Origin of the sequence: Parabacteroides sp. ASF519, assembly GCF_000364265.2 — a bacterium.
GTDB classification, from domain to species: Bacteria; Bacteroidota; Bacteroidia; order Bacteroidales; family Tannerellaceae; genus Parabacteroides; species Parabacteroides goldsteinii.
Genome location: NZ_AQFV02000006.1, coordinates 2,408,177 through 2,430,722 on the forward strand (window position 1 = coordinate 2,408,177; position 22,546 = coordinate 2,430,722).

The following is a 22,546-nucleotide window of genomic DNA, read 5'->3' on the forward strand; positions in this document are numbered from 1 at the left end:
AAGGAAAACGCTACTTTTATTGCCGATTTTTAAATCTAATTCTCAGACTAAGTGTAAATATTGAATACCATAAAAACAGATGGCTACTAACAAGAATTCTAATCGATACTCATCAGGCCTGAAGAAGAATTTTTTTAAAGGAAAGACCTTTATGCTTCTTTTGGGCGTAATTTTTGGTGCCGGGGTAATGATTCTGGCTTATAATACTTCCGTTTATTTTTCCAGTGACGAATCCTGTATGATGTGTCATGTGCATCCGCATGTGGAAGGCAGCTGGAAACTATCCAAGCACGTAAATAACGGGAGCGGGGTGAAAGTGCATTGCGTGGACTGCCACCTTCCGCCTAAAAACGATACCTGGAACCATTATACGGCAAAAGCAAAACTGGGCTTAAAAGATGTCTGGTCTTTTATGACCAAAGACAGTGCCGACTTTGACTGGGATGTAAAGTCAGAACTGGATCATGCCGTTAAATATATCCCGAACGAATCATGTAAAGAATGCCACCAGAATTTGTTTCCGGAAGGAATTACGAACGACGGTATTACAGCACACCTTTATTATGATGAAAATGAAAAGAAACTGGACTTGCAGTGTATCAGTTGTCACCTGGATGCCGGGCATTATAATCCCAACTACAACCATTCCAAGTTGACTGGTATTCCTGGCATGGCTTCCGGATCTTCGGCGGTCGATACAAGCCTTTATTTCAAGGAACCTGCACAGGTAACAAGTTTTGCCGATTATGTAGAACAGATACCCGGAACACCGGTGTCTTTCAAAATGGTTGCCGTGCCGGGCGGTACGTTCAAAATGGGTAGCACCAGCAAGGAACCGTTCCATAAACCGGATGAAGCACCTGTTCGTAACGTAACGGTCAGCCCGTTCTTTATGGCTGAGGTGGAAGTTACCTGGGACCAGTACTGGTCGTTCTATGGAAATACGATGAGCGAGGGGCGTACTCCTCCTGAAACAGTTTATGCGAATAACAGCAATCCGGATGTGGATGCTATTTCCGGTCCGACACCTCCATTCGGATTCCCCGACCAGGGATGGGGTGGCGGCGATCGTCCGGCTATCACAATGACACATTATGCAGCTGAAACATTCTGCCAGTGGTTATCGAAGAAGACCGGCAAGAAATACCGTCTGCCGACCGAAGCCGAATGGGAATATGCAGCCCGCGGAGGTACGGAAACTCCTTACTTCTTCAGCGGCAGCCCGAAAGACTTCTCCGACCAGGGATTCTGGCGTAAGTTCTTCGATGCAAAAACCGACAGTATCAGTTCGTTCGTCATTTACAGCAAGAACAGTAAGAATAAGACACAAGAACCGGAACTGGTGAAAGCCAATCCGTTCGGATTAAAGAATATGTTGGGTAATGTCATGGAATATTGTGCAGATAAGTATGATCCCGAAGCCTATAGCAAGGGAGGCGAGTCTGTTACGAATCCGTTGGTAACCGAAGGAACGGAATGGGTAGTGCGCGGAGGTAATTATACTTCTGACGCGGCAGACCTTCGTTCGGCAGCCCGCGACTATACCAAACATGAAGCGTGGTTAAAGACCGACCCGCAGCAACCTAAAAGTATCTGGTGGTATTCTGACATACGTGGCATTGGCTTCCGTGTGGTATGCGAGCCGGATTCATCCATTCAATAAAGTAGACTAGTGTAAAAATTATATCAATTCTTTAAATTTGCTATATCATGAAAAAGGAAAACAGTATCAGTAGAAGATCATTTTTAAAAAGTTCAGCGATGGCCGGTGCACTGGGTGCAATCGGTACAGGTAGTGCAGCAAGTGTGGTTCTGACTTCATGCGGCGGGGGAGAAAAAGCCGCTGCTTTGAAACCGCTGAAAGAACCGGGTACTTATTATATTCCGGAATTGCCGGATCTGGCAACCGACGGCCAGGAACTGAAAGCCGGTGTTATCGGTTGCGGCGGACGTGGTTCCGGTGCCGCTTTCAACTTCCTGAACGCAGCAAATGGCGTAACTATTGTTGCGTTGGGTGATACTTTCCAGGAAAGAGTTGACGAACTGGCCGGTAAGCTGAAAAAAGATAAGAATATAGATATTCCTGCCGACAAACGTTTTGTAGGTCTGGATGCATATAAACAAGTAATAGACAGTGGCGTGGATGTTGTGATCATTGCAACACCTCCCGTGTTCCGTCCGGTACATTTCCAGTATGCGACAGAAAAAGGGAAACATTCATTCCTTGAAAAACCGATCTGCGTGGATCCGGTAGGTTATCGTACGATCATGGCTACAGCCAAACAGGCGGAAGCGAAGAATCTTCGCGTAATCACAGGTACACAACGTCATCATCAGCGTTCTTATGTAGAATCTTACAAAAAGATCATGGAAGGTATGATCGGTGAGATCACTGGCGGTACGGTTTACTGGAACCAGAGTATGTTATGGTTCCGCGAACGTCAGAAAGAATGGAACGATTGCGAATATATGATCAAAGACTGGGTGAACTGGAAATGGTTATCCGGCGACCATATTGTTGAGCAGCATGTACATAATATCGACGTATTTACTTGGTTCAGCGGGCTGAAACCTGTTAAGGCTGTCGGTTTCGGTTCTCGCCAGCGCCGTATTACCGGTGACCAGTATGATAATTTCAGTATCGACTTCACTATGGAGAACGGTATCCATATGCATAGTATGTGTCGTCAGATTGACGGTTGCGTGAGCAATGTAAGTGAATTTATTCAGGGAACCAAAGGTTCATGGGACAGCTCTACGATGGAGATCAAAGACCTTGCCGGTAATGTGGTATGGAAATACGATTATGAAGCAGAAAAAGCAAACTTCAAACAGACCGACCCGTATACATTGGAACATGTTAACTGGATCAACAGTATTCGTGGTAACAAACCGCTTCAGCAGGCTTCCGAAACAGCTATTTCGAATATGGCAGCTATTATGGGACGTGAATCGGCTTATTCCGGTGCTGAGACAACCTGGGATGCTATGACCGCTTCTCCGCTGGATTATACTCCGAAAGACCTGAATCTGGGTAAGATGGATATGAGTACATTTACTGTACCGGTTCCGGGAAAACCTCGTGATCAAAATAAATAAAGATATGACATTAAACAGAAGAAACTTTTTAAGAACAACTTTGTCCGGTGCTGCGGTAGCAGCCGTTAGTACCGGCACGTTGGCATCCTGTGCATCGAAGGCTTCTTCGGATGAGAAATGTCCGGAAACGAAGTCTTGCTGCAACACCAAGGCGAAACTGAACCTCTCTTTCCAGGAAGGCATCGCTCCGGGTGAAAACCTGAACCAGAAGCTGGACTATATGGAAAAGCTGGGAGTTGTCGGTTTCGAGCCGGGCGGACGTGGTTTGAAAGACCGTGTAAGCGAGATCAAGCAAGCTCTGAATGGTCGTGATATCAAAGTCAGTGCCATTTGTGCCGGTTTCGACGGTTTTATTCTTTCTACCGATCCGGCTATCCGCAAGCAATGTATGGATACGATGAAGGAAATCATCACGGCTGCCGGCGAACTGGGGTCGACTGGTGTTATCATCGTTCCTGCTTTCAACGGCCAGGTTCCTGCGCTTCCTCATAACCAGGAAACCCGCGACTTCCTGTGCGAACAGTTCACGGAGATGGGTAACCATGCTGCACAGAACGGAACGACAGTAATTTTTGAACCTCTGAACCGCAAAGAATGTTTCTATATGCGCCAGGTGGCCGATGCTGCTTCCGTATGCCGGGATATCAATAATCCGGGTGTGCGTTGCATGGGTGATTTCTGGCACATGACCTGGGAAGAAACTTCTGATATGGGAGCGTTCATTTCGGGTGGCGACTATCTGCAACACGTGCATGTGGCAAGCCGCAAACGTCGCAGCATGCCGGGTGAAGACGGGGAAGCAGATAACTACGTAGATGGCTTCAAGGGCCTGAAGATGCTGGGTTATGACAAATACGTAAGTTTCGAGTGCGGATGCCAGGGCGATCGTAACATCGTTGTCCCTGCCGCGGTAGAACTCTTGCGCAAACAATGGGAAGAAGCATAAATTATGCCTTTAGTATATCCAAATATGCAAATGAGTGAGGTGGTGGAAGAACATCCCTCACTCATTCCTGTAATCAACCGGTTCGGTATCCGCCTCGGGTTGGGCGATAAATCGGTGAAGACGATCTGTGACGAATATCAGCTGGATACGGATTTCCTGCTGACAGTGATCAACACCTTTCTGAATGAGGAATATTTCCCGGAGAGGAAGTTGCAGACATTCCATACGACACAGATTATCGATTACCTGACCAAGACCAATCTTTACTATCTGCGTTATCAGTTGCCGAACATAGAGCGGCACCTAACTTCTTTCATCTCTATGAGCACGCCGGGAAACAATACGTTGAACCTGATCGGCAAATTCTTCTCCTCTTTCAAGGAAGAGCTTACGGCACGTATCGAACATGATGATAAGGAATGGTTCCCTTACTGCCTGGCGTTGAGTGAAAAAATAAAAGGGTGTTGTAATTCCGATGAAAAGGAGGCACTCCATCTGGGTGACGAGCAGCGTTCGGAAGATGCTATAGAAGCGTTGTTATCCGACCTGAAAGGCATCATGATCAAGCATCTTTCCGGCGATTACAACGAGAATCTGTGTTATGCCGTGATCTTTGGGATCAGCAGCCTTGAAAAAGACATCAAGCAGCATAACCGTATCCGTTACCGTATCCTGACTCCGATGGTCTCTGCCATGGAGAAATTATGTAAATAACCCCTGTCGATGCACCGGAACAAACAAATAGCGATTATCTTACCCGACACTCTACAAAGTATAGGTCTTCAGAGTCTGCTGACCGACTACTTTCCTCCGGTCGAGGTCTGCTATTTCCCTGCATTCGAGATTTTTAATGCGGCAGGTGGCAATGATGCGTTCGATTATTATTTTACCTCTCCGGACATCATGGTGTTGAACGCCGATTTTTTCCTTCCCCGCCGTAGCAAAACCACGGTACTGATTGATGGGGGAGAGGATACTGGCGGTATTTCCACCACCAACCATATAACCATCAAGGCATCGCAGGAGATTATCATCGAGCAATTGCAGCAATTGTTTACTAGCGACAGTTCCGCTTACACAGTCGGTGAAAACAGCAAAGACCTTTCTTCCCGCGAGACTGACGTCCTCCAACTGATCGTCAAAGGCATCACGAATAAGGAGATTGCCGACAAACTGAATATCAGCCTGAACACCGTCCTGACCCACCGCAAGAATATCACAGCCAAGCTAGGCATCAAGACCGTCTCCGGTTTAACATTCTATGCCATCATGAACGGGATTATTTCGGGGGATGATATTGAGTTATAAGTTTCTTTCCACCACCTTCCACGTCTCTATATTCCGTGTTTTGTTACTGAAGTTTACGCCTATTTTGAATAGTTTGCGGGTATTGCTGGCGAAGGGGTGTGCATAACCTTTCTCTTCTGGAAAGGTGAATCCACCTTGTCCGTATTGGCATAAAAAGGTAACAGGAATTTCATAAATCCATCTTCCTCTTCGCGGTTGGGAAATCCCAGCCGGTAAAAATACCAAAGAGACGATCATAATCTTTGATAGTCTGGTATCCGCTCTGATAGATAACTGGTATTGGGTTCGTAGAAGTCGAGTCAATACTGTTTAACACGTCTGCGTCGGTTTCCGTATGAGCCATGTTGAGATTGTAGTTGGAACGTTTAAGCAACATAACCAAATAAGTTGGCGTACCTGTTTCAAATCAGTAACTTCCGAATTGCATGTACTTGAATGTATTTAACATACTGAACGGATTATATATTCCTGGACTGTCGGGCACGAAATATAACTGCCTGTCTTGACCAATTGGTAGATCAATTCCGTTTTATCAATATAAAAAAACCATCCTTTCTGATTTTCTCGAAGTTCTGTATGCCGATGGGATAAAGCTGTGTCATAATTAACCTGATTGAAAATGATACTTTCACAAAGGTTGAGAATTATTCCTAATAATATGCCTTTTCACCGAATCCGGGATACAAGCACTGTCATCCTTATGCATTATATATGTAGCAAGTTCTCCGTGCCAAGTCGCCAGCCATATTTTTTCTACCAATACCTACTTCCTCTGCGGTATAAGATTATGCCGGTTATTGGCAAAGTAATGTCGTTTGCAAACAATGCCTGTCGTTTGTGGAAATAAATTGCATAATCATTCTACAATCTTTAGCTTTGGGTAATTGTAAAATAGTATTTACTGCTATGGGCAAAAAAAAAGCGAAAGAAAGAAAGCCGGGTGGAACACAAGTTAGCAGTGTCTCGTCCCAAAAAGGGAAACCCAAAGATAAGGCCAAAGGTCAAACACAAAAGGAAGAACCAACTCATGTGGATAATAGTCCTAAATCTGAGCATGACCGAATACTGAAAGAGAAGATAGAAAAAGGGGAGAAGAAAAAAAGAGCACAGGAAAACCTAAAGAAAGTGAAGGATCTACCAGCCAAAGAGAGAATGGCTTTTATTGCACAAATCATGAAAAAGTATGAATGTTCTGAAGACGATTGTATTGGTTATATTAGCCAAAGTCTTCAGGATCTTAAGCCGGGAGAATATGATAGGACCCGGTTTGAACAAACGTTAGCTTTTGATATACGGCATATTAGATTTGCTCCTGAACCCCAAACCTTGCATCAACAATATCTAACTAAAAGCGGATGGGATAGGAAATTGTTAGAGAAAGAAGGAAAATCAGTTGTACCAAGAAGACAGGCAACGAAAGAAGAACTGGCAGAAGATCAGCTATGCATTTACAGAACGATGTCTTTGGCTGAATGGGAAGGGTTGAAAGGGAAGCCATCATCGTTGAAAAATCATTTGGGCGATTTTAAAGAGGCAGTAGAATATTTATATTTAAAAAGTTCTGATGTTCCGATTAAAGTGTTGGTTGAATTCCCTATAAAGAGAGGTCGGGAAGCAAATTTGTTCTCCCCGAATCTCATAGGCTTCCCTTCTAAGATCGCTTATAATATAAAATCAATGTCTAAAGTTCTTTTGGATGTAGAGCATTCAAGTAATTTTTCAGAAAACGAAGCAAAGGACAAGACGGGAGAAAAGGTTGGAATAAAATCGGAAGACCATGGCGATGCAAAATTCAGTTTTTCATTGCCTTCCAGCAACAATCCGACGAAAAACAAAAAATGCGTTGAAAATTTAATGAGTCTGATTGATATACCGCAAATAGGTGTTTTAGCTTATAATATCAATGGAAAGATAACATTTCTGGAAGAGAAAAAAATAGATTTTGTGAAGGCTGATGTGAATGACTCGGAAAAAGCTACCGACAAAACGATATCTGCCGAATCTGACATTCCGCAACCAGAGAAACAAACACCTGATGCCACTCCGTCAAAAGAATCCCAACCTGTAACGCAGGTTCCGCCAGAAATGCCCCAATCCGAAGATGAAATTTCCGTTGTCTCAGTCATTGCCTCTGAGATACGATCAATGCTTCAATCCGCTGATGAAGACGAACAAGTATATCCGGATGTGCCGGACCTTACTCCTGAAGAACTCCGGAGGCTCGATATGCCGGCAGCGTCAGATCCCGAAAGAAAAATGATACCCGAAGCCCAATATGTAGCAGAAAAGAATTGGATTATAGAAGATTACGGAGGAGGTGGTGATTGTTTGTTCCGTGCCCTTTCGGCTTCTTCAGATCCTGAGGTATTCTTAAAATTGCGTCAGGAGATAGTAATAGAAGAACAAGAGGCGGGTTTGGTACAGAAAGGATTTGTAGATGCCAACCTTATGGGTATGTTAGAAAACAGCCTCTATCCCGAACTTAGAGATCTGTCGGTTGAAGCAATTCATAAACAGAATATTCCCATTGAAGCCTATCATAAACTTATGGCACTCCAAGGTACATGGGGTGGGGATATGGAAATTTTGGCATTTACTCGATTGGGTCATCAAATCGTGTATGTGATAGACGAAAATGGGACTATGTTTTGTTATGAGGAAGGTGAGAGCCAGAGAATTGATGAAATACCGGATGAGGTATGGGAGAATGAATCTATTGTTCTTTACAAAACTCGTGATCATTGGCGTAGAGTTACCGGTCGATACCATACACAATAGCAGACCTATTCAATTATATACTGAAGAAGGCGGATTTCAAAATGGTTTAGATAAACTTAATAATAGACAAAGTTTGTGATACATCTCTTTTATCCAGGATAAAGGAATTCGCGAAAAGATCGCAAAGGCTCTTTGTTAAAATCACTACATCTAGTGATTGATCGCCTTGTTTCTTTCCTGTTCCTTTGCAATCGTAATATACTAATAGTGAAAATACGATGAAACAACGCTACTTGTTTGTTCTGATTGCAGGGGCTGTCTCTGGATTACAACCGTTGATGGCTGATGAAGTAAATGTAAATGAAAATGACACCATCAAGACGTATAATATCGATGAGGTCATTATAACATCTTCTACAAAGGAAACGAATGACTTACGGTTATTGCCCGGTTCTGTTTCCATCCTTTCCCCCCAAGCGATATCAGGACGCCAGATCGATGCGTTGAAAGATATCAGTTCGTTTGTTCCTAACCTGTATATGCCGGATTACGGCTCCAAGATGACTTCGGCTATCTATATCCGCGGTATCGGTGCACGAAGCAGCGGACAGTCGATCGGACTTTATGTCGATAATGTGCCGTATCTGGATAAGAGTACCTTTGATTTTGAATTGAACGATATACAGCGCATGGAAGTGTTGCGTGGTCCGCAGGGTACTTTGTATGGCCGTAATGCGATGGGAGGAATTGTGAATATTTATACATTGTCACCCTTCAATTATCAGGGAACAAAGTTTTCGATGTCGACAGGTAACTATGGTGCTTCCAAGATCAAAGCGTCCCATTATCGAAAACTGAGCGAGCATGTCGGTATTTCCCTTAGCGGTTACTACGACAGGAATGACGGTTTTTTCATGAACGAATATTCCGATACGAAAGCAGATAAGGAGAAGTCTGCCGGCGGACGTTTTAAACTGGATTGGCTGATCAATCCGGCAATGAAACTGCAATATGCATTCAATTATGATTATGTCGACCAGGGAGCCTTTCCTTACGGACAATATAACACGGAGACAGGAAAGGTGGAGCCTGTACGTATAAATGATCCCAGCACCTATTGGCGGCGGATGCTGAATAACAGCATTTATTATGAGTGGAAAACGGATAAATTCCTGCTGTCCTCTACCACCGCCTACCAGTATCTGAAAGACGATATGAAGATGGACCAGGATTATACGGAGAAGTCTATTTTCACACTGAACCAGAAGCAAAAGCAATATGCCTGGAGTGAAGAGGTGGCGATCCGGTCGAATCACCAGAAGAATTATCAATGGAGCTTCGGTGCATACGGCTTTTATAATAGTCTGAAAACGGATGGTCCGGTGATGTTTAAGGAGGATGGTCTGAAAGATGTCCTGCAGAAAGCCTTTGATGAGATCGTGGCCGGTAACCCCAAGGCTCCGCAATTGACCGTATATGGTGATGATAAGAATCAGATTTATTTCCCCGGATATTTTGAAACGCCGACATTCGGTTTTGCTGTCTTCCACCAGTCCACTTATAACAACTTATTTACGGACGGACTGTCTGTAACGGCAGGTATCCGGCTGGATTATGAAAAGGCAAAGCTGAATTACGACTCTTCGGTAGATAGTATGAAGATAGGTGTGTCGATGGGAGGACGTCCTGTGGGTGTTCTGCCTGTCGAGACAAGATTGGAAGGTAAAACATCGCAGGACTTTTTGCAGGTGCTGCCTAAGGTATCAGTGAGGTATCAATGTTCGCCGGGTACGTTTACGTATGTGTCGGTTGCCAAAGGATATAAGACGGGAGGCTACAATGTGCAGATGTTTGGTGACCTGGTACAGGAATATGCCCGGTACGATCTGATGTCGAAGTTCATGCCCAACCAGGCAAAGAAGCCGGCAGAGGTGGAAGAGGTGGCTGCCTATAAACCGGAGCACAGCTGGAATTATGAAATGGGTATCCGCAGTGAATTGATCAAGGACCGTCTGCATGCCGAACTGACACTCTTTTATATGGATATTCAGGATATCCAGTTGACGACATTTGCCAAAGGGGGAAGCGGGCGCATGATCACCAATGGAGGCAAGGCCGACAGTTATGGGGTGGAGGTAAGCCTTCGCAGCCGTATTGCCGAGGGCCTGACGGCTGATTTGAATTATGGTTTCACCCGTGCTACCTTCCGCGATTATAAGACGTTGGATAAAAACGAAACGGAGATAAATTATAAGGATAACTTCATCCCGTACACTCCGCGCCACACTGTCAGTCTGGGATTGAACTATACCAAACTGTTGCGGAACAGTTGGCTCGACCAGTTTACTGCTTCCGTCCAGTATGCCGGAGCCGGGAAGATTTTCTGGACCGAAAAGAATGATATCAGTCAGGACTTTTACGGTGTGTTGAATGGCAAAGTGGGAGTGCGTAAGGGGATTGTTAACCTGAATGTATGGAGCCGCAATATGACTGACACTGACTACCAGGCATTTTATTTCGAATCATTCGATAATTCATTTATACAAAAAGGCAAACCCTTCCAGATCGGGGCGGAAGTGGCTGTGACGTTTTAATTCAGTATTTATCAAATATGAACTATCCGATTATTGACCGGTTGTACCTGGCTCCCCTCTCAAGAGGGGAATTGGTTACTCCCGTCACTATAAGCAGATAGTTCATATTTTTCTAAAATAACTTATATGAAAGTATTATTCTTATTTGTTTGTTTGTGCTTGTCCGCATCAGCGGTTAAAGCGGACGATCCGGATACAACGAAAGTTCGTCAGGTTGAGTTGAACGAGGTGGTGGTCCGGTCGTTTAAGCAAAACAGGGATTTGCGCCTGGAACCGCTGTCGGCTTCCTCCGTTACCGGCACAGCCATACAAAACAAGAATATTACAGGAATTAAGGAGTTCAGTTCCTTTATCCCGAACCTGTTTATGCCAGATTATGGGTCGAAGCTGACTTCGCCTGTGTATATCCGTGGGATCGGTTCGAAGATCAATGCGCCTTCCGTCGGGCTTTATGTGGACGGTATCCCTTATTTTGAAAAGTCGGCGTTCGATTTCGATTTTGCGGAGATCGACCGTGTCGAAGTGTTGCGCGGTCCGCAGGGAACTCTATACGGACGCAATACGATGGGGGGAATCATCAATGTCTATACCAAATCTCCCTTGAAATTTCAGGGAACGAATGCTTCGATCTCTAACGGTACCTACGGTGCCCGCGAGTATGCCCTTTCCCGCTATGCGAAAATAGGGGAGAAGTTCGGCTACTCCCTTTCCGCCAATTATAACAGGAATGACGGATATTTTACCAATCTGTTTACCGACAAGAAAGCGGATGACCTGAAAAGCGGCTCCGGCCGTATCCGGTTGGAATGGCAGCCGACGCAGCGGTTGTCGCTCGGCCTGATGAGTTCGTATGACAATTCCAGGCAGGGAGGTTATCCATATGCCGTCTGCGATTCGGTGACACACCGGCCGGGCGATGTCAACTACAACGATTACAGTTTTTATAAACGGGCCATGTCTACCACCGGCCTGACGGTGGAATATAAAGGTACAGGATACAGTCTCAGCAGCAAAACGGCTTTCCAGTACCTGTCGGATCATCAGGGGATCGACCAGGACTTTTCTCCGGCAAGTATTTATTTTGCCCGGCAGGATCAGAAACAGAAGATGTTTTCGGAAGAGTTTAATATAAAATCGACGACAGACGGGCGGTATAAATGGCTGTTCGGCGCCTTCGGTTTCTGGCAGGGAATAGATAATACGGTGATAATGGATTATCTGTCGGCTGCCTACAGTTCGCGTAAGTTGTACGACACGCCCACCTACGGAATAGCCTTTTATCATCAGTCTACCTTCGATGACCTGCTGGTCGACGGCCTTTCCGCAACGATCGGCATACGTTATGATTACGAACGTGCTTCTACCGATTATCTTAGCTTCAAAGATACGGAGGAGGAGAGTAAGGAGTTGGATGCCTTTTACAGCAAACTTAAATTCAGCCAGGTTACACCTAAATTTGCCTTGCAATATATGTTTCCCTCTTCCGGGATTATCTACGCCACTGTAACGAAAGGATATAAGACCGGTGGCTTCAACACCTCCTTCGAACGGGAAGAGGACCGCTCTTTCCGGCCGGAGAGCAGCTGGAATTATGAAGTGGGAGGCAAGCATCCTTTCCTCGATAACCGCCTGCGTGCCGAGATCGCTCTTTTCTGGATCGACTGGAAAAACCAGCAGATCAGCCAGTCGCTTACGGTAGGTTCCATGCTTAACAATGCGGGGCGGAGCGAAAGCAAAGGGGTGGAAGTCAGCTTGCAGGGAAATCCGGTAAACGGCCTGATGGTACAGTTGAATTACGGGTTTACCCATGCCACATTCAAGGATTATACAGACAAGAAGAAAGACAAAGTGTATGACTATTCGGGCAATTATCTGCCGCTGGTCCCCTCGCATACTTTCTCTGCCGGGGCTGATTATACCATTTCAAATCCTTGTTCCCATATCGACCGCATCCTGATCAGTGCGAACTTTACCGGTGCGGGCCGGATATATTGGAAAGAAGATAACGTTGTTTCCCAACCTTTTTACGGACAATTGAACGGAAAGGTTTCTGCAACGAAAGGATTTGCTACCTTTGCAATCTGGGCTAAGAATATCACCAACACACAATATACCGCTTTTTATTTTGAGATGGGAAAAGGTCTGGCACAAGCGGGCCGCCCTTTCACGATCGGAGGAAGTGTAGCGGTGGCCTTTTAATCGGGTGTAAAATGCTTTCGCATCGTGCGCCGGGACTTTACAGGGGTGTAAAATGCTTTCCCAATCTGGGAAACGACTTTACAAGGGTGTAAAATGCTTTCCCAACATGGGAAACGACTTTACAAGGATGAAAAATGCTTTCCCAACATGGGAAACCATATTACAAAGAAAACGAATGGAACAAAAAAATAAAATATTCAATCTCGGGACCTTTTTCTGCCTCTACATTGCGCAGACTATCCCGATGAGTTTTTTCTCTACCGTCATCCCGGTAATGATGCGGCAGGAGAATTTTTCTTTATCAGCCATCGGTTTGCTGCAACTGATCAAGCTGCCTTGGATACTGAAATTCCTCTGGTCGCCGATGGTGGATCGCCATGCCCGGACAACGGGCGATTATAAACGGTGGATCTTCTCGTCCGAACTGATATATGCCGTCCTGATCTTTGCCGTCGCTTTCCTTGATTTTAAAACGGATTTCTATACCATTATCGCCCTGATCATCGTATCGTTCGTAGCCTCTGCCACCCAGGATATTGCGACCGATGCGCTGGCTGTCCTTTCCTTTAGCCGGAAAGACAAGAGCCTGGTGAACAGTATGCAGTCGATGGGGAGTTTCGGCGGCTCGATGATCGGGGGAGGCGTGTTGCTGCTGTTGTTCAAACAGCTGGGATGGAACAGCCTGTTGCCTTGCGTAGCCTTGTTCGTGATCGTTGCTTTATTGCCGTTACTGTTCAACCGCGGACTGGAGATTGCACCGAAAGATACGCATGAACGGGCGAAGAAAGCAGATGTCTTTTACTTCTTTACCCAAAAGAATATATGGAAACAGATCGGTTTCCTTTTCCTTTACTATTCCGGCCTGATCGGTACGCTGGCGATGTTGAAGCCTTACCTGGTCGACCTGGGATACTCGATGAAAGAGATCGGGGTGATGAGCGGTGTGATAGGGACCTCTTTCGGGTTCATCTTTTCTTTTGTCGGGGGCTTTATCGTGCGCCGCATCGGACGGCATTGGGCACGCATCCTGTTTGCCGTGCTTGTGCTGCTTGCCACGCTTTATTTCCTCGGATTGTCTTATGTCACTCCGACACTCGGACTCTTGCATGCCGGCATTGCCCTGCTCTGGGGTAGTTATGGGATGGCAACGATCGTGGTCTATACAACGGCGATGGATTGTGTTCGTCCCGGACGGGAAGGCACGGACTTTACGATACAGACGGTTATAACCCATCTGAGCGGAATGGTGATGGCGATATTGAGCGGAAAGATTGCCGATCATACCGGCTACCACGGCTTGTTTTTCTTTGAAGTCAGCCTGGCGGCCTTATCGTTGGTTTATATATTGATCGTATTCAGGAAAGAGAAAGAAACAGTATAATTATGATACAGGATTTATTACAAAAATATAATGTGCCGGTGCCGAGATACACTAGTTATCCGCCGGCCAACTATTTTACGGAAGCGTTTGCCAATAAGGAATACGAATCGGCCATAGAGGCATCCAATACGGCACGGCCCGAACACATCTCTTTTTATGTGCATATCCCGTTCTGCCGCCATCTTTGCCATTATTGCGGGTGTAATTCATTCCCGATGATGAAGCGGGGCGTGATAGAACGTTATTTCTCAGCGTTGCACAGGGAAATAGAACTGGTAAAGACACGGCTGGCTCCCGGACGGAAGATTTCCCAAATACATTATGGCGGGGGAAGTCCGACATCCATGCCTGTGTATTATCTGAGAGAACTGAACGAGCATTTGTTGGCAGGCTTCGAAACGATCGACCAGCCCGAAATAGCCGTCGAGTGCCATCCGGGGTATCTGGATGAAGAGTCTTGGCAGTCGTTGACGGAGGCGGGTTTCAATCGCTTCAGCCTCGGCGTGCAGGATTTCAATGAAAAGGTGTTGAAGACAGTCAACCGCCGCCCGTCATTGTTGCCGGCGGAGATGATCTTTCAGATTCTTCGTAGCAAAGGGGCGCGCATCAATATGGACTTTATCTATGGCTTGCCGTTCCAGACGGCCGAAAGTTTTGCGGAAACCATTACGCGGGCGGCAGTTCTGTGTCCTGATCGCCTGGTTACTTTCTCGTATGCCCATGTCCCTTGGGTGAACAAACAGCAACTTATCCTGGAAAAAGCCGGTTTGCCGCCCAGTGAGGAGAAAAGCCGCATGTATGAATCGGCAAAGAAACTTTTGTCAACAGCCGGTTACAAGACGATCGGCCTGGACCATTTTGTCCGGCAGGATGATGAATTGTATACGGCGTTGAAGAACGGCCGTTTGCATCGTAACTTCCAGGGCTATTGTACCCGCCGTACAACCGGACAGGTGTATGCTTTCGGTGTGACCGGAATCAGCCAGCTGAATACCGCCTATACCCAGAACAGCAAGGACATTAATCAATATATGGAACGGATCGAAAACGATACGTTTGCCGTATCGAAAGGATATGAGTTGAGCCGGGACGAACAGATTACCCGTGAGGTGATCGAAACGCTGATGTGTAACTATTCTTTGGACTGGCAGGAGATGGCCGCTCGTTTCTCCCTGTCTGCGGAAGAGGTAAAATCGGCAACTGCCTATAATGACAATCGTCTGAATGAATTTGCCGCCGACGGCCTGATCGAGTATGACGACAATCATATCCGTATGACTTCCGGCGGAGCTCTCTTTGTCCGTAACGTTGCCGCTTCGCTGGATAAACTGATGCTTCATTCCAATAAATCATTTTCAAAACCAGTCTGATATGGAACAACATAATACGGATATTCTGGTCATCGGAGCCGGACTGACCGGTCTGACTACCGCCTTCCGGCTGACCCGCGGAGGAAAACAGGTACATATCCTGGAATGCAGTAACCGGGTAGGCGGGCAAATACATACATTCCGTGAAGACGGGTTCGTTTTTGAAAGCGGACCGAATACCGGAGTGATATCCTATCCCGAGGTCGCCGAACTGTTTGAAGCCTTGTCGCCTGCCTGCCAATTGGAAACGGCCCATGAAGAGGCCAAACGCCGCCTGATCTGGAAAGGAAACTCTTTCCGTGCATTACCTTCCGGCTTGTTCAGTGCAATAACAACCCCGTTGTTTACCCTCGGTGATAAATTCCGTATCCTGGGCGAACCTTTCCGGGCAAAAGGTACGAATCCCGATGAATCGGTCGGTGAACTGGCTGCCCGCCGTTTGGGAAAGTCATTCCTGAATTATGCCGTAGACCCGTTCCTCTCCGGTGTTTATGCCGGCGATCCGCTGAAACTTATTACCCGTTATGCTTTACCTAAATTGTATAACCTGGAACAGCAATACGGAGGATTTATCAAAGGCACGATTGCCAAAGCCCGGCTGCCTAAAACAGAGCGTGACCGGTTGGCAACCAAAAAGGTTTTCTCCGCTGCCGGTGGTTTGGAGAATCTGGCGAAAGCGATGGCAGAGGCTATCGGTTCCCGGAATATCACCTTGTCGGCTTCCGGTGTGACGGTCCGTCCGTCCGAAAAAGGCTGGCTGGCTACTTATACAACTTCCGAAGGCGAACAACTTATGCATGCCAATAAGGTCGTAACGACGAGCGGTGCCTATACCTTGCCTGACCTGCTGCCGTTCATTCCCCGGGAAGATATGGATAAGATCAGTAACCTGCAATATGCTCCGGTGGTACAGGCGAGTGTCGGCATTCGTAATACCGGGAGTTTGCGTTTTAACGCTTTTGGCGGATTGGTCCCTTCCTGCGAAAAGAAAGATGTGCTGGGGATTCTTTTCCCGGCTGCCTGTTTCGATAATCGCGCACCGAAAGAAGGAGCGCTCTTTTCTTTCTTTATCGGTGGCGTCAAGCGGGCGGAACTGACCCGTTTAACCGATGATGAACTAAAGGGGCTGATCACACATGAATTTCATGCAATGCTGAAATTTCCTATTCAGGTGCAACCGGATATGATCCGTATTTTTCGCCACCCGCATGCAATACCGCAGTATGGCCTGAGCAGCGGCGAACGTTTTGCTACGATCGATCAGTTGGAGGCACGTTATCCCGGACTGATACTGGCCGGTAATATGAAAGGTGGTATCGGCATGGCCGACCGTATCCGGCAGGCAACTGGTATTGCTGAAAACTTGCTCATGTAAGTCAAAATCCTTTTCTTTGCAGAAAAGATCTATTCATGGATGATACGGATAAAATGGTCGAAATAGCCCGGTTTCAATATCCGGCAGAGGCCCAGACACTGATCGCTTTGCTCAGGTCGGAAGATATCGAATGTTATTTGAGGAACGAATATAGCAGTCAACTGATGGCGGGTTATATAGATGTTGGCGGTGCCCGTGTAGAGGTGCTTGAAAGCGATGTGCCCCGGGCGTTGGAGGTGATGGAAGCCGGTGGGTACGACATTCCTGCGGAGGATGAAGAACCAGAGCAGATACAGGTCGTAGCCGGATGGGCTCGTCATATCCCTTTTCTTCGTAATTACACGTTAGAGAAGCAAATTGTCATCTTATTTGTGATTATTGCTGTGTTTTTGGTATTATTGATCTTTTTTGGATCACAAATCTCGTCTAACTAAAAAAATGTAACCGATGGCCCGTAGAAAGATAACAAATAGTCAGGCGGTGTGTCTCACTCTTTTATGGGGTGTTTTGGCCTACATGCTGCTTGTTTACAGTGAAAAGATAACCTTTGATGTGGTTTTTGCCCTGGTGGCGTCCGCTATCATTGTGTTCGTTCCTGTCTATAAAAACATAAAACGTAGAAATGAGTGACATTTAGTCACGTTTGCCTCTTTAAAATATCATTTCGATATTTTTTTATCATTTTTTCTTTCAAATATTTGCTGGTTTGAAAAAATGGCTTACCTTTGCGACGTTCTTAAAAGAAGAACGCTAACTAGCAAATTGGTATAACATTCTAAATAAACAGTTCTTATGAAGGCAAATGAAGTTTTAGACAACTTAAAGAGAAGATTTCCTAACGAACCCGAGTATCATCAGGCAGTTGCTGAAGTTTTAGGCACAATTGAAGAAGCCTATAACGAACATCCTGAATTTGAAAAGAGCAACCTGATCGAACGTCTTTGTATTCCTGATCGTATTTTCTCATTCCGCGTAACATGGGTAGACGATAAAGGACAGGTACAGACAAACATGGGTTACCGTATCCAGCATAACAACGTGATCGGCCCGTACAAAGGCGGTATCCGTTTCCATGCTTCTGTAAATCAATCGATCCTTAAGTTCCTGGCTTTCGAACAGACTTTCAAGAACTCATTGACAACCCTGCCGATGGGTGGTGGTAAAGGTGGTGCCGACTTCAGCCCGCGTGGCAAATCAAATGCTGAAATCATGCGTTTCTGCCAGGCTTTCGTTATGGAATTGTGGCGTCACATTGGTCCGGATACAGACGTTCCTGCCGGTGATATAGGTGTTGGCGGACGTGAAGTTGCTTATATGTATGGTATGTACAAAAAGCTGGCCCGCGAAAACACAGGTACATTCACTGGTAAAGGTATCGAATTCGGTGGTTCACTGATTCGTCCGGAAGCAACAGGTTACGGTAACGTTTACTTCCTGCTGGAAATGCTGAAGACTCGTAACATCGACATTAAAGGTAAAGTGGTTGCTGTTTCAGGTTCGGGTAACGTTGCTCAGTATACGGTTGAAAAACTGATCGAACTGGGTGCTAAACCGATTACTATGTCTGATTCTGACGGTTATATCTATGATCCGGACGGTATCGACCGTGAGAAACTGGATTATATCATGGAATTGAAGAACCTCTATCGTGGACGTATCCGCGAATATGCAGAAAAATATGGCTGCAAATATGTTCAGGGTGGCCGTCCCTGGGGCGAAAAATGTGACATCGCCATGCCGAGTGCAACTCAGAACGAATTGAACGGTGACGATGCCAAGACGCTGTTGGCTAACGGTTGTTTCGCTGTATCGGAAGGTGCAAACATGCCTTCTACTCCGGAAGCTATCGATGCATTCCTGGAAGCTAAGATCCTGTATGCTCCGGGTAAGGCAGCTAACGCCGGTGGTGTTTCCGTATCAGGTCTGGAAATGACTCAGAATGCAATGAAGCTGAGCTGGACAAGAGAAGAAGTAGACGAAAAGCTGAAAGGCATCATGAAGTCTATCCACGAACAGTGTGTAAAATACGGTACACAGGCTGACGGAACTGTAAATTATGTGAAGGGTGCAAATGTGGCCGGCTTCATGAAGGTTGCAAAAGCTATGATGGCTCAGGGTATCCTGTAATTATAAAAGTCGGTATTTAGTAATTGAAACTGATACAGACCATAAAAGAAAAAGCCGCATCGTACCAATGTACGATGCGGCTTTTTCTTTTATGGCTTGTTATTCTTTATAATCTATCCATACTTTCATTTTTCCTGCTTCCCGGTTGTCCCAGGCATAATAGGGTATGAAGGTGATTGATTGTTGCTCGTTTTTAGCATTGATAGTTTTCACACCGTTCAGAAGACCGGCTTCGAAGGAGGTGTGGTATTCAGTGTCGGAGGTAAGTGTCAACCGGTCGAAATAGGCAGAGTTGTCTGTCTCTTCCGCACAGTAAACAAGGGGACCACGTTGAATGGCTCGTTTACCGATGTTTTCCGTTACCAGGGGATCGGCAGATTCAACTTCGACAGGCATATCCATATCTAATGAGATCATGTCGCCCGGTTTCCAGTCGTAGACGATAGCGTATCCTTTTTCTTGAGACAGACCCACTTCCTTTCCGTTTATTGTTATGGTATAATTTTTGCACCAACCGGGTATACGGAGTCGGATTTCCTTGTCCAGGTCTTTGGTTGAAGATACGGTGAGTTTGACGGAGCCGTCCCAAGGATAATTCGTTTCTTGCCGTAGGATGACGTTGTCGCCGTTAAGGGTAAATCGGGTCGTATTGCCGATGTAAAGGTTGACCCAGAGTGCATCGTCGGAAATAGCATAGATATAATTACCGATGGTCGGCAGGAAACGGGAGAGTTGACTGGGACAACAGGCGCAGCCATACCACTCTTGCCGATGATGGTCTCCTTTTGACTCCAAAGGATTCACATAGAAGAATCGGTCGCCGCTTAGGGAGATACCGGCAAGCACACCGTTGTACATGGAGCGTTCCAGTATATCGATGTATTTCGCATCGCCTGTAATCTGATTCATACGATGGTTCCAAAATACCATGCCTACCGAAGCACAGGTTTCACAATATGCCTCCAAGTTCGGTAAATCATAATCTTTCGTGACCCCTTCGTTATGCTTGGATGAACCGATACCTCCGGTGATGTACATGTTTCGTAATGTGACATCATTCCATAAACGGTTTAATGCGTCAATGTACTCTGTGTTATTTCTCAATGCAGCCACGTCAGTCATGCCGCAGTATAGATACATGCATCGTACGGCATGTCCTGAGATGTCTGTCAGTTTTCGAACAGGTTCACTATCTTGATAATAAGCAGGATTCCATATTCCTTCGTTACCCATACTTCCGTAGCCATGCCCACGCTCTTCCAGCAACCAATAAGCAAAATCCAGATATTTATCCTCCAAGGTAATTTGGTAAAGTTTGACAAGAGCCAACTCGATTTCCTCGTGTCCCGGCACCCAGTGTGCCTTTTCCGGTCCGAATTGTCTCATCATATGGTCTGCCATCCGGATACATACGTCAAGTAGCTTGCGTTTGCCGGTAGCTTGGAAATAAGCTACTCCAGCTTCAATCAGGTGTCCGGCACAATACATTTCATGCTTATCCATGTTTGTCCACCGTTTTTCGAGGTTGGTAAGCGTGTAAAAGGTGTTGATATATCCATCGGATTGTTGTGCGGCTTCGATTTTGTCGATCCATTCATCGGCCTTTTTTTCCAGTTCTGGGTTAGGATTGTTGATCAGACTGTAAGCAATGCCTTCTAACGCCTTGTAAACGTCGGAGTCGTCAAAGAAGATGCCGGAGTGTTCTCCTTCTCCTTTAGCTGCATTTTCGAAATTGCGGATGCGTCCGGTTTGATTCTCTATTTGATCTATGCAAACAAGTAGAGTGGTAGAAATATGTTTGCTGAGTCTGGGAGACCAAAAATTATCATTGATTTTCACCTGGGAGAAATCAATATGATGAATAGTTTTTAAAGATTGCTCTTTTATATCCTCTTTAGAGCTTTGACAACCTAGCAAAAATAAGGTTGATGTAATGAGTATTAGATAATGCTTCATATAGCTTTAGAGATTGAAATTAATTGTTTACAGGGGATAAAGTTAAAAAAATATTCTTTGTTTCAAGTAATTATAAGGTGGTGTTTTATGAAAAAGGTGGGAGAAGAAATCAATTTTTGAATAGTTATGGGGCGTTGGTTGCAAGTATAAAAACGGGACTGTCTAAAAAGTATTTTTGACTCTGGTTTATTCGGATACCTATCTGAGATTGAGTTCAAATATTCAATTCTTAAGGACGAATGAGTGACTTTTTAGATACTCCCGTTTTAGTTAGAGTTTTATATTTTTATTCAACGTATAAAACTAATCCTTTCAGATATTCCCCTTCCGGATGATAGATGTTTACCGGATGATCGGCCGGTTGCGTCAGTTGATGCAGGATACGGACGCTACGTCCGGATTGTGCAGCGGCACTGAATACGGCCAGACGGAAATTTTCTTTACTGACAACCTGCGAACAGGAGAAAGTAAATAAAATACCACCCGGTTTAATCTTTTCAAAAGCGATCGCGTTTAGTTTACGGTATCCTTGCAAAGCATTGCGGAGCACGTTCTTATGCTTGGCAAAGGCCGGCGGGTCCAGAATGATCAGGTCGTAATTGCTTCCCATCTTTTCCAGATATTTGAAGGCATCTTCCGCAAAAGCCTTATGTCGCAGGTCGCCAGGGAAGTTCAATTCCACATTTTTATTTGTCAGCGAAATCGCTTTGGCCGAACTGTCTACCGAATGAACCACTTCGGCACCGCCACGCATCGCATAGAACGAAAATCCTCCGGTGTAGCAAAACATGTTCAGCACCGAATGACCTTTGGCATACCGCTCCAGCAAAGAACGGTTTTCGCGCTGGTCCACAAAGAAACCGGTCTTTTGGCCTTTCTGCCAGTCCACACAGAACTTCAGTCCGTTTTCTGTTGCAATATCCTCTACTTCTCCGCCATATAGGTAACCGTCCTCACTGCCGAGATTGGCTTTATAAGGAAGAGTCGCTTCCGATTTACAATAAATGTTCTGTAAAGTATCTCCCAGTACCGTTTTTAACGCTTCGGCAATTTCGTGGCGGGCATAATGCATACCGACCGAATGCGCCTGCATAACAGCCGTATGGGCATACATGTCGATAACGAGTCCCGGAAGATTATCTCCTTCCCCATGAATCAGGCGAAAAGTATTATTGTTTTCCACACCTGCCAGTCCCAGTTCGCGGCGAATAGCATAAGCCACGCGGATACGTTCTACCCAGAAATCCGCATCGATCGTAATCGGTTTGAACGATAAGATACGTACGGCAATGCTGCCTATCTGATAATGGCCGATAGCCAGAAAACGCTGGTTCGTTCCGTACACCTCTACCAGGTCGCCCTCTTCAGGATTCCCTTCAATGCTTTGGATAGCTCCGGAGAATACCCACGGATGGAAGCGCAACAACGATTCTTCCTTTTTCGGTTTGAGAAAGATTTTACAATAGTTCATTC

At 45.7% G+C, this 22,546-nt stretch carries 16 protein-coding genes and 1 pseudogene; 14 read left to right on the plus strand and 3 right to left on the minus strand.

The genetic code is table 11. The features are described 5' to 3' along the window. The first annotated feature begins 79 nt into the window (after positions 1-79). From C825_RS09355 to C825_RS09375, 5 genes are read left to right on the plus strand one after another with little or no spacing between them, the layout of a single operon-like run. Complete coding sequence (locus C825_RS09355) at positions 80-1,663, plus strand: SUMF1/EgtB/PvdO family nonheme iron enzyme (RefSeq protein ID WP_007657344.1); 1,584 nt, start codon at positions 80-82, stop codon at positions 1,661-1,663. Positions 1,664-1,710: 47 nt separating this feature from the next. Then, the gene (locus C825_RS09360; RefSeq protein ID WP_010802289.1) at positions 1,711-3,099 is read left to right on the plus strand and encodes a Gfo/Idh/MocA family oxidoreductase; all 1,389 of its coding nucleotides are present in this window, start codon (positions 1,711-1,713) and stop codon (positions 3,097-3,099) included. Between the two features lie 4 nt (positions 3,100-3,103). Beyond that, positions 3,104-4,045 carry a sugar phosphate isomerase/epimerase family protein gene (locus tag C825_RS09365; protein WP_007657351.1) on the plus strand — a complete coding sequence of 314 codons (942 nt, stop codon included), beginning with the start codon at positions 3,104-3,106 and terminating at the stop codon, positions 4,043-4,045. Positions 4,046-4,069: 24 nt separating this feature from the next. Then, the gene (locus tag C825_RS09370) at positions 4,070-4,759 is read left to right on the plus strand and encodes a helix-turn-helix transcriptional regulator (RefSeq protein ID WP_173011878.1); all 690 of its coding nucleotides are present in this window, start codon (positions 4,070-4,072) and stop codon (positions 4,757-4,759) included. A gap of 9 nt (positions 4,760-4,768) precedes the next feature. Then, the gene (locus C825_RS09375; RefSeq protein ID WP_010802290.1) at positions 4,769-5,353 is read left to right on the plus strand and encodes a response regulator transcription factor; all 585 of its coding nucleotides are present in this window, start codon (positions 4,769-4,771) and stop codon (positions 5,351-5,353) included. A 59-nt stretch (positions 5,354-5,412) separates the two neighbouring features. On the opposite strand, the pseudogene C825_RS09380 reads toward C825_RS09375, so the two are convergent. Then, positions 5,413-5,843: pseudogene (locus C825_RS09380) on the minus strand (AAA family ATPase); the annotation flags it as partial. Positions 5,844-6,259: 416 nt separating this feature from the next. Here C825_RS09380 and C825_RS09385 point away from each other — a divergent pair. From C825_RS09385 to C825_RS09425, 9 genes are all read left to right on the plus strand, one after another. Next, entirely contained in the window at positions 6,260-8,131 is a 1,872-nt protein-coding gene (locus tag C825_RS09385) for an OTU domain-containing protein (protein ID WP_010802291.1), read from the plus strand. Between the two features lie 218 nt (positions 8,132-8,349). Continuing rightward, on the plus strand, positions 8,350-10,665 hold the full coding sequence (locus C825_RS09390) for a TonB-dependent receptor (RefSeq protein ID WP_010802292.1): 2,316 nt from the start codon (positions 8,350-8,352) through the stop codon (positions 10,663-10,665). 126 nt (positions 10,666-10,791) lie between these two features. After that, positions 10,792-12,864, plus strand: coding sequence for a TonB-dependent receptor (locus C825_RS09395; protein ID WP_010802293.1), 2,073 nt, complete (start codon positions 10,792-10,794; stop codon positions 12,862-12,864). 175 nt (positions 12,865-13,039) lie between these two features. Then, entirely contained in the window at positions 13,040-14,245 is a 1,206-nt protein-coding gene (locus tag C825_RS09400; protein ID WP_044214761.1) for an MFS transporter, read from the plus strand. A gap of 2 nt (positions 14,246-14,247) precedes the next feature. Next, positions 14,248-15,615, plus strand: coding sequence for an oxygen-independent coproporphyrinogen III oxidase (hemN, locus tag C825_RS09405; RefSeq protein ID WP_010802295.1), 1,368 nt, complete (start codon positions 14,248-14,250; stop codon positions 15,613-15,615). Between the two features lies 1 nt (position 15,616). Continuing rightward, positions 15,617-16,990 (plus strand): protoporphyrinogen oxidase, encoded by a 1,374-nt coding sequence (gene hemG / locus C825_RS09410; protein ID WP_010802296.1) that lies wholly within the window; start codon positions 15,617-15,619, stop codon positions 16,988-16,990. A gap of 35 nt (positions 16,991-17,025) precedes the next feature. Continuing rightward, positions 17,026-17,424 carry a putative signal transducing protein gene (locus C825_RS09415; protein WP_010802297.1) on the plus strand — a complete coding sequence of 133 codons (399 nt, stop codon included), beginning with the start codon at positions 17,026-17,028 and terminating at the stop codon, positions 17,422-17,424. A gap of 13 nt (positions 17,425-17,437) precedes the next feature. Then, positions 17,438-17,620, plus strand: coding sequence for a hypothetical protein (locus C825_RS09420; RefSeq protein ID WP_007657367.1), 183 nt, complete (start codon positions 17,438-17,440; stop codon positions 17,618-17,620). Between the two features lie 162 nt (positions 17,621-17,782). Further along, positions 17,783-19,117, plus strand: coding sequence for an NADP-specific glutamate dehydrogenase (locus C825_RS09425; protein WP_007657368.1), 1,335 nt, complete (start codon positions 17,783-17,785; stop codon positions 19,115-19,117). A gap of 99 nt (positions 19,118-19,216) precedes the next feature. On the opposite strand, the gene C825_RS09430 is transcribed toward C825_RS09425, so the two are convergent. Then, positions 19,217-21,073: a glycoside hydrolase family 127 protein gene (locus C825_RS09430; protein WP_010802298.1), complete on the minus strand. Its 1,857-nt coding sequence runs from the start codon at positions 21,071-21,073 to the stop codon at positions 19,217-19,219. 286 nt (positions 21,074-21,359) lie between these two features. Further along, positions 21,360-22,544: a class I SAM-dependent rRNA methyltransferase gene (locus C825_RS09435; protein ID WP_010802299.1), complete on the minus strand. Its 1,185-nt coding sequence runs from the start codon at positions 22,542-22,544 to the stop codon at positions 21,360-21,362. Between the last annotated feature and the right edge of the window lie 2 nt (positions 22,545-22,546).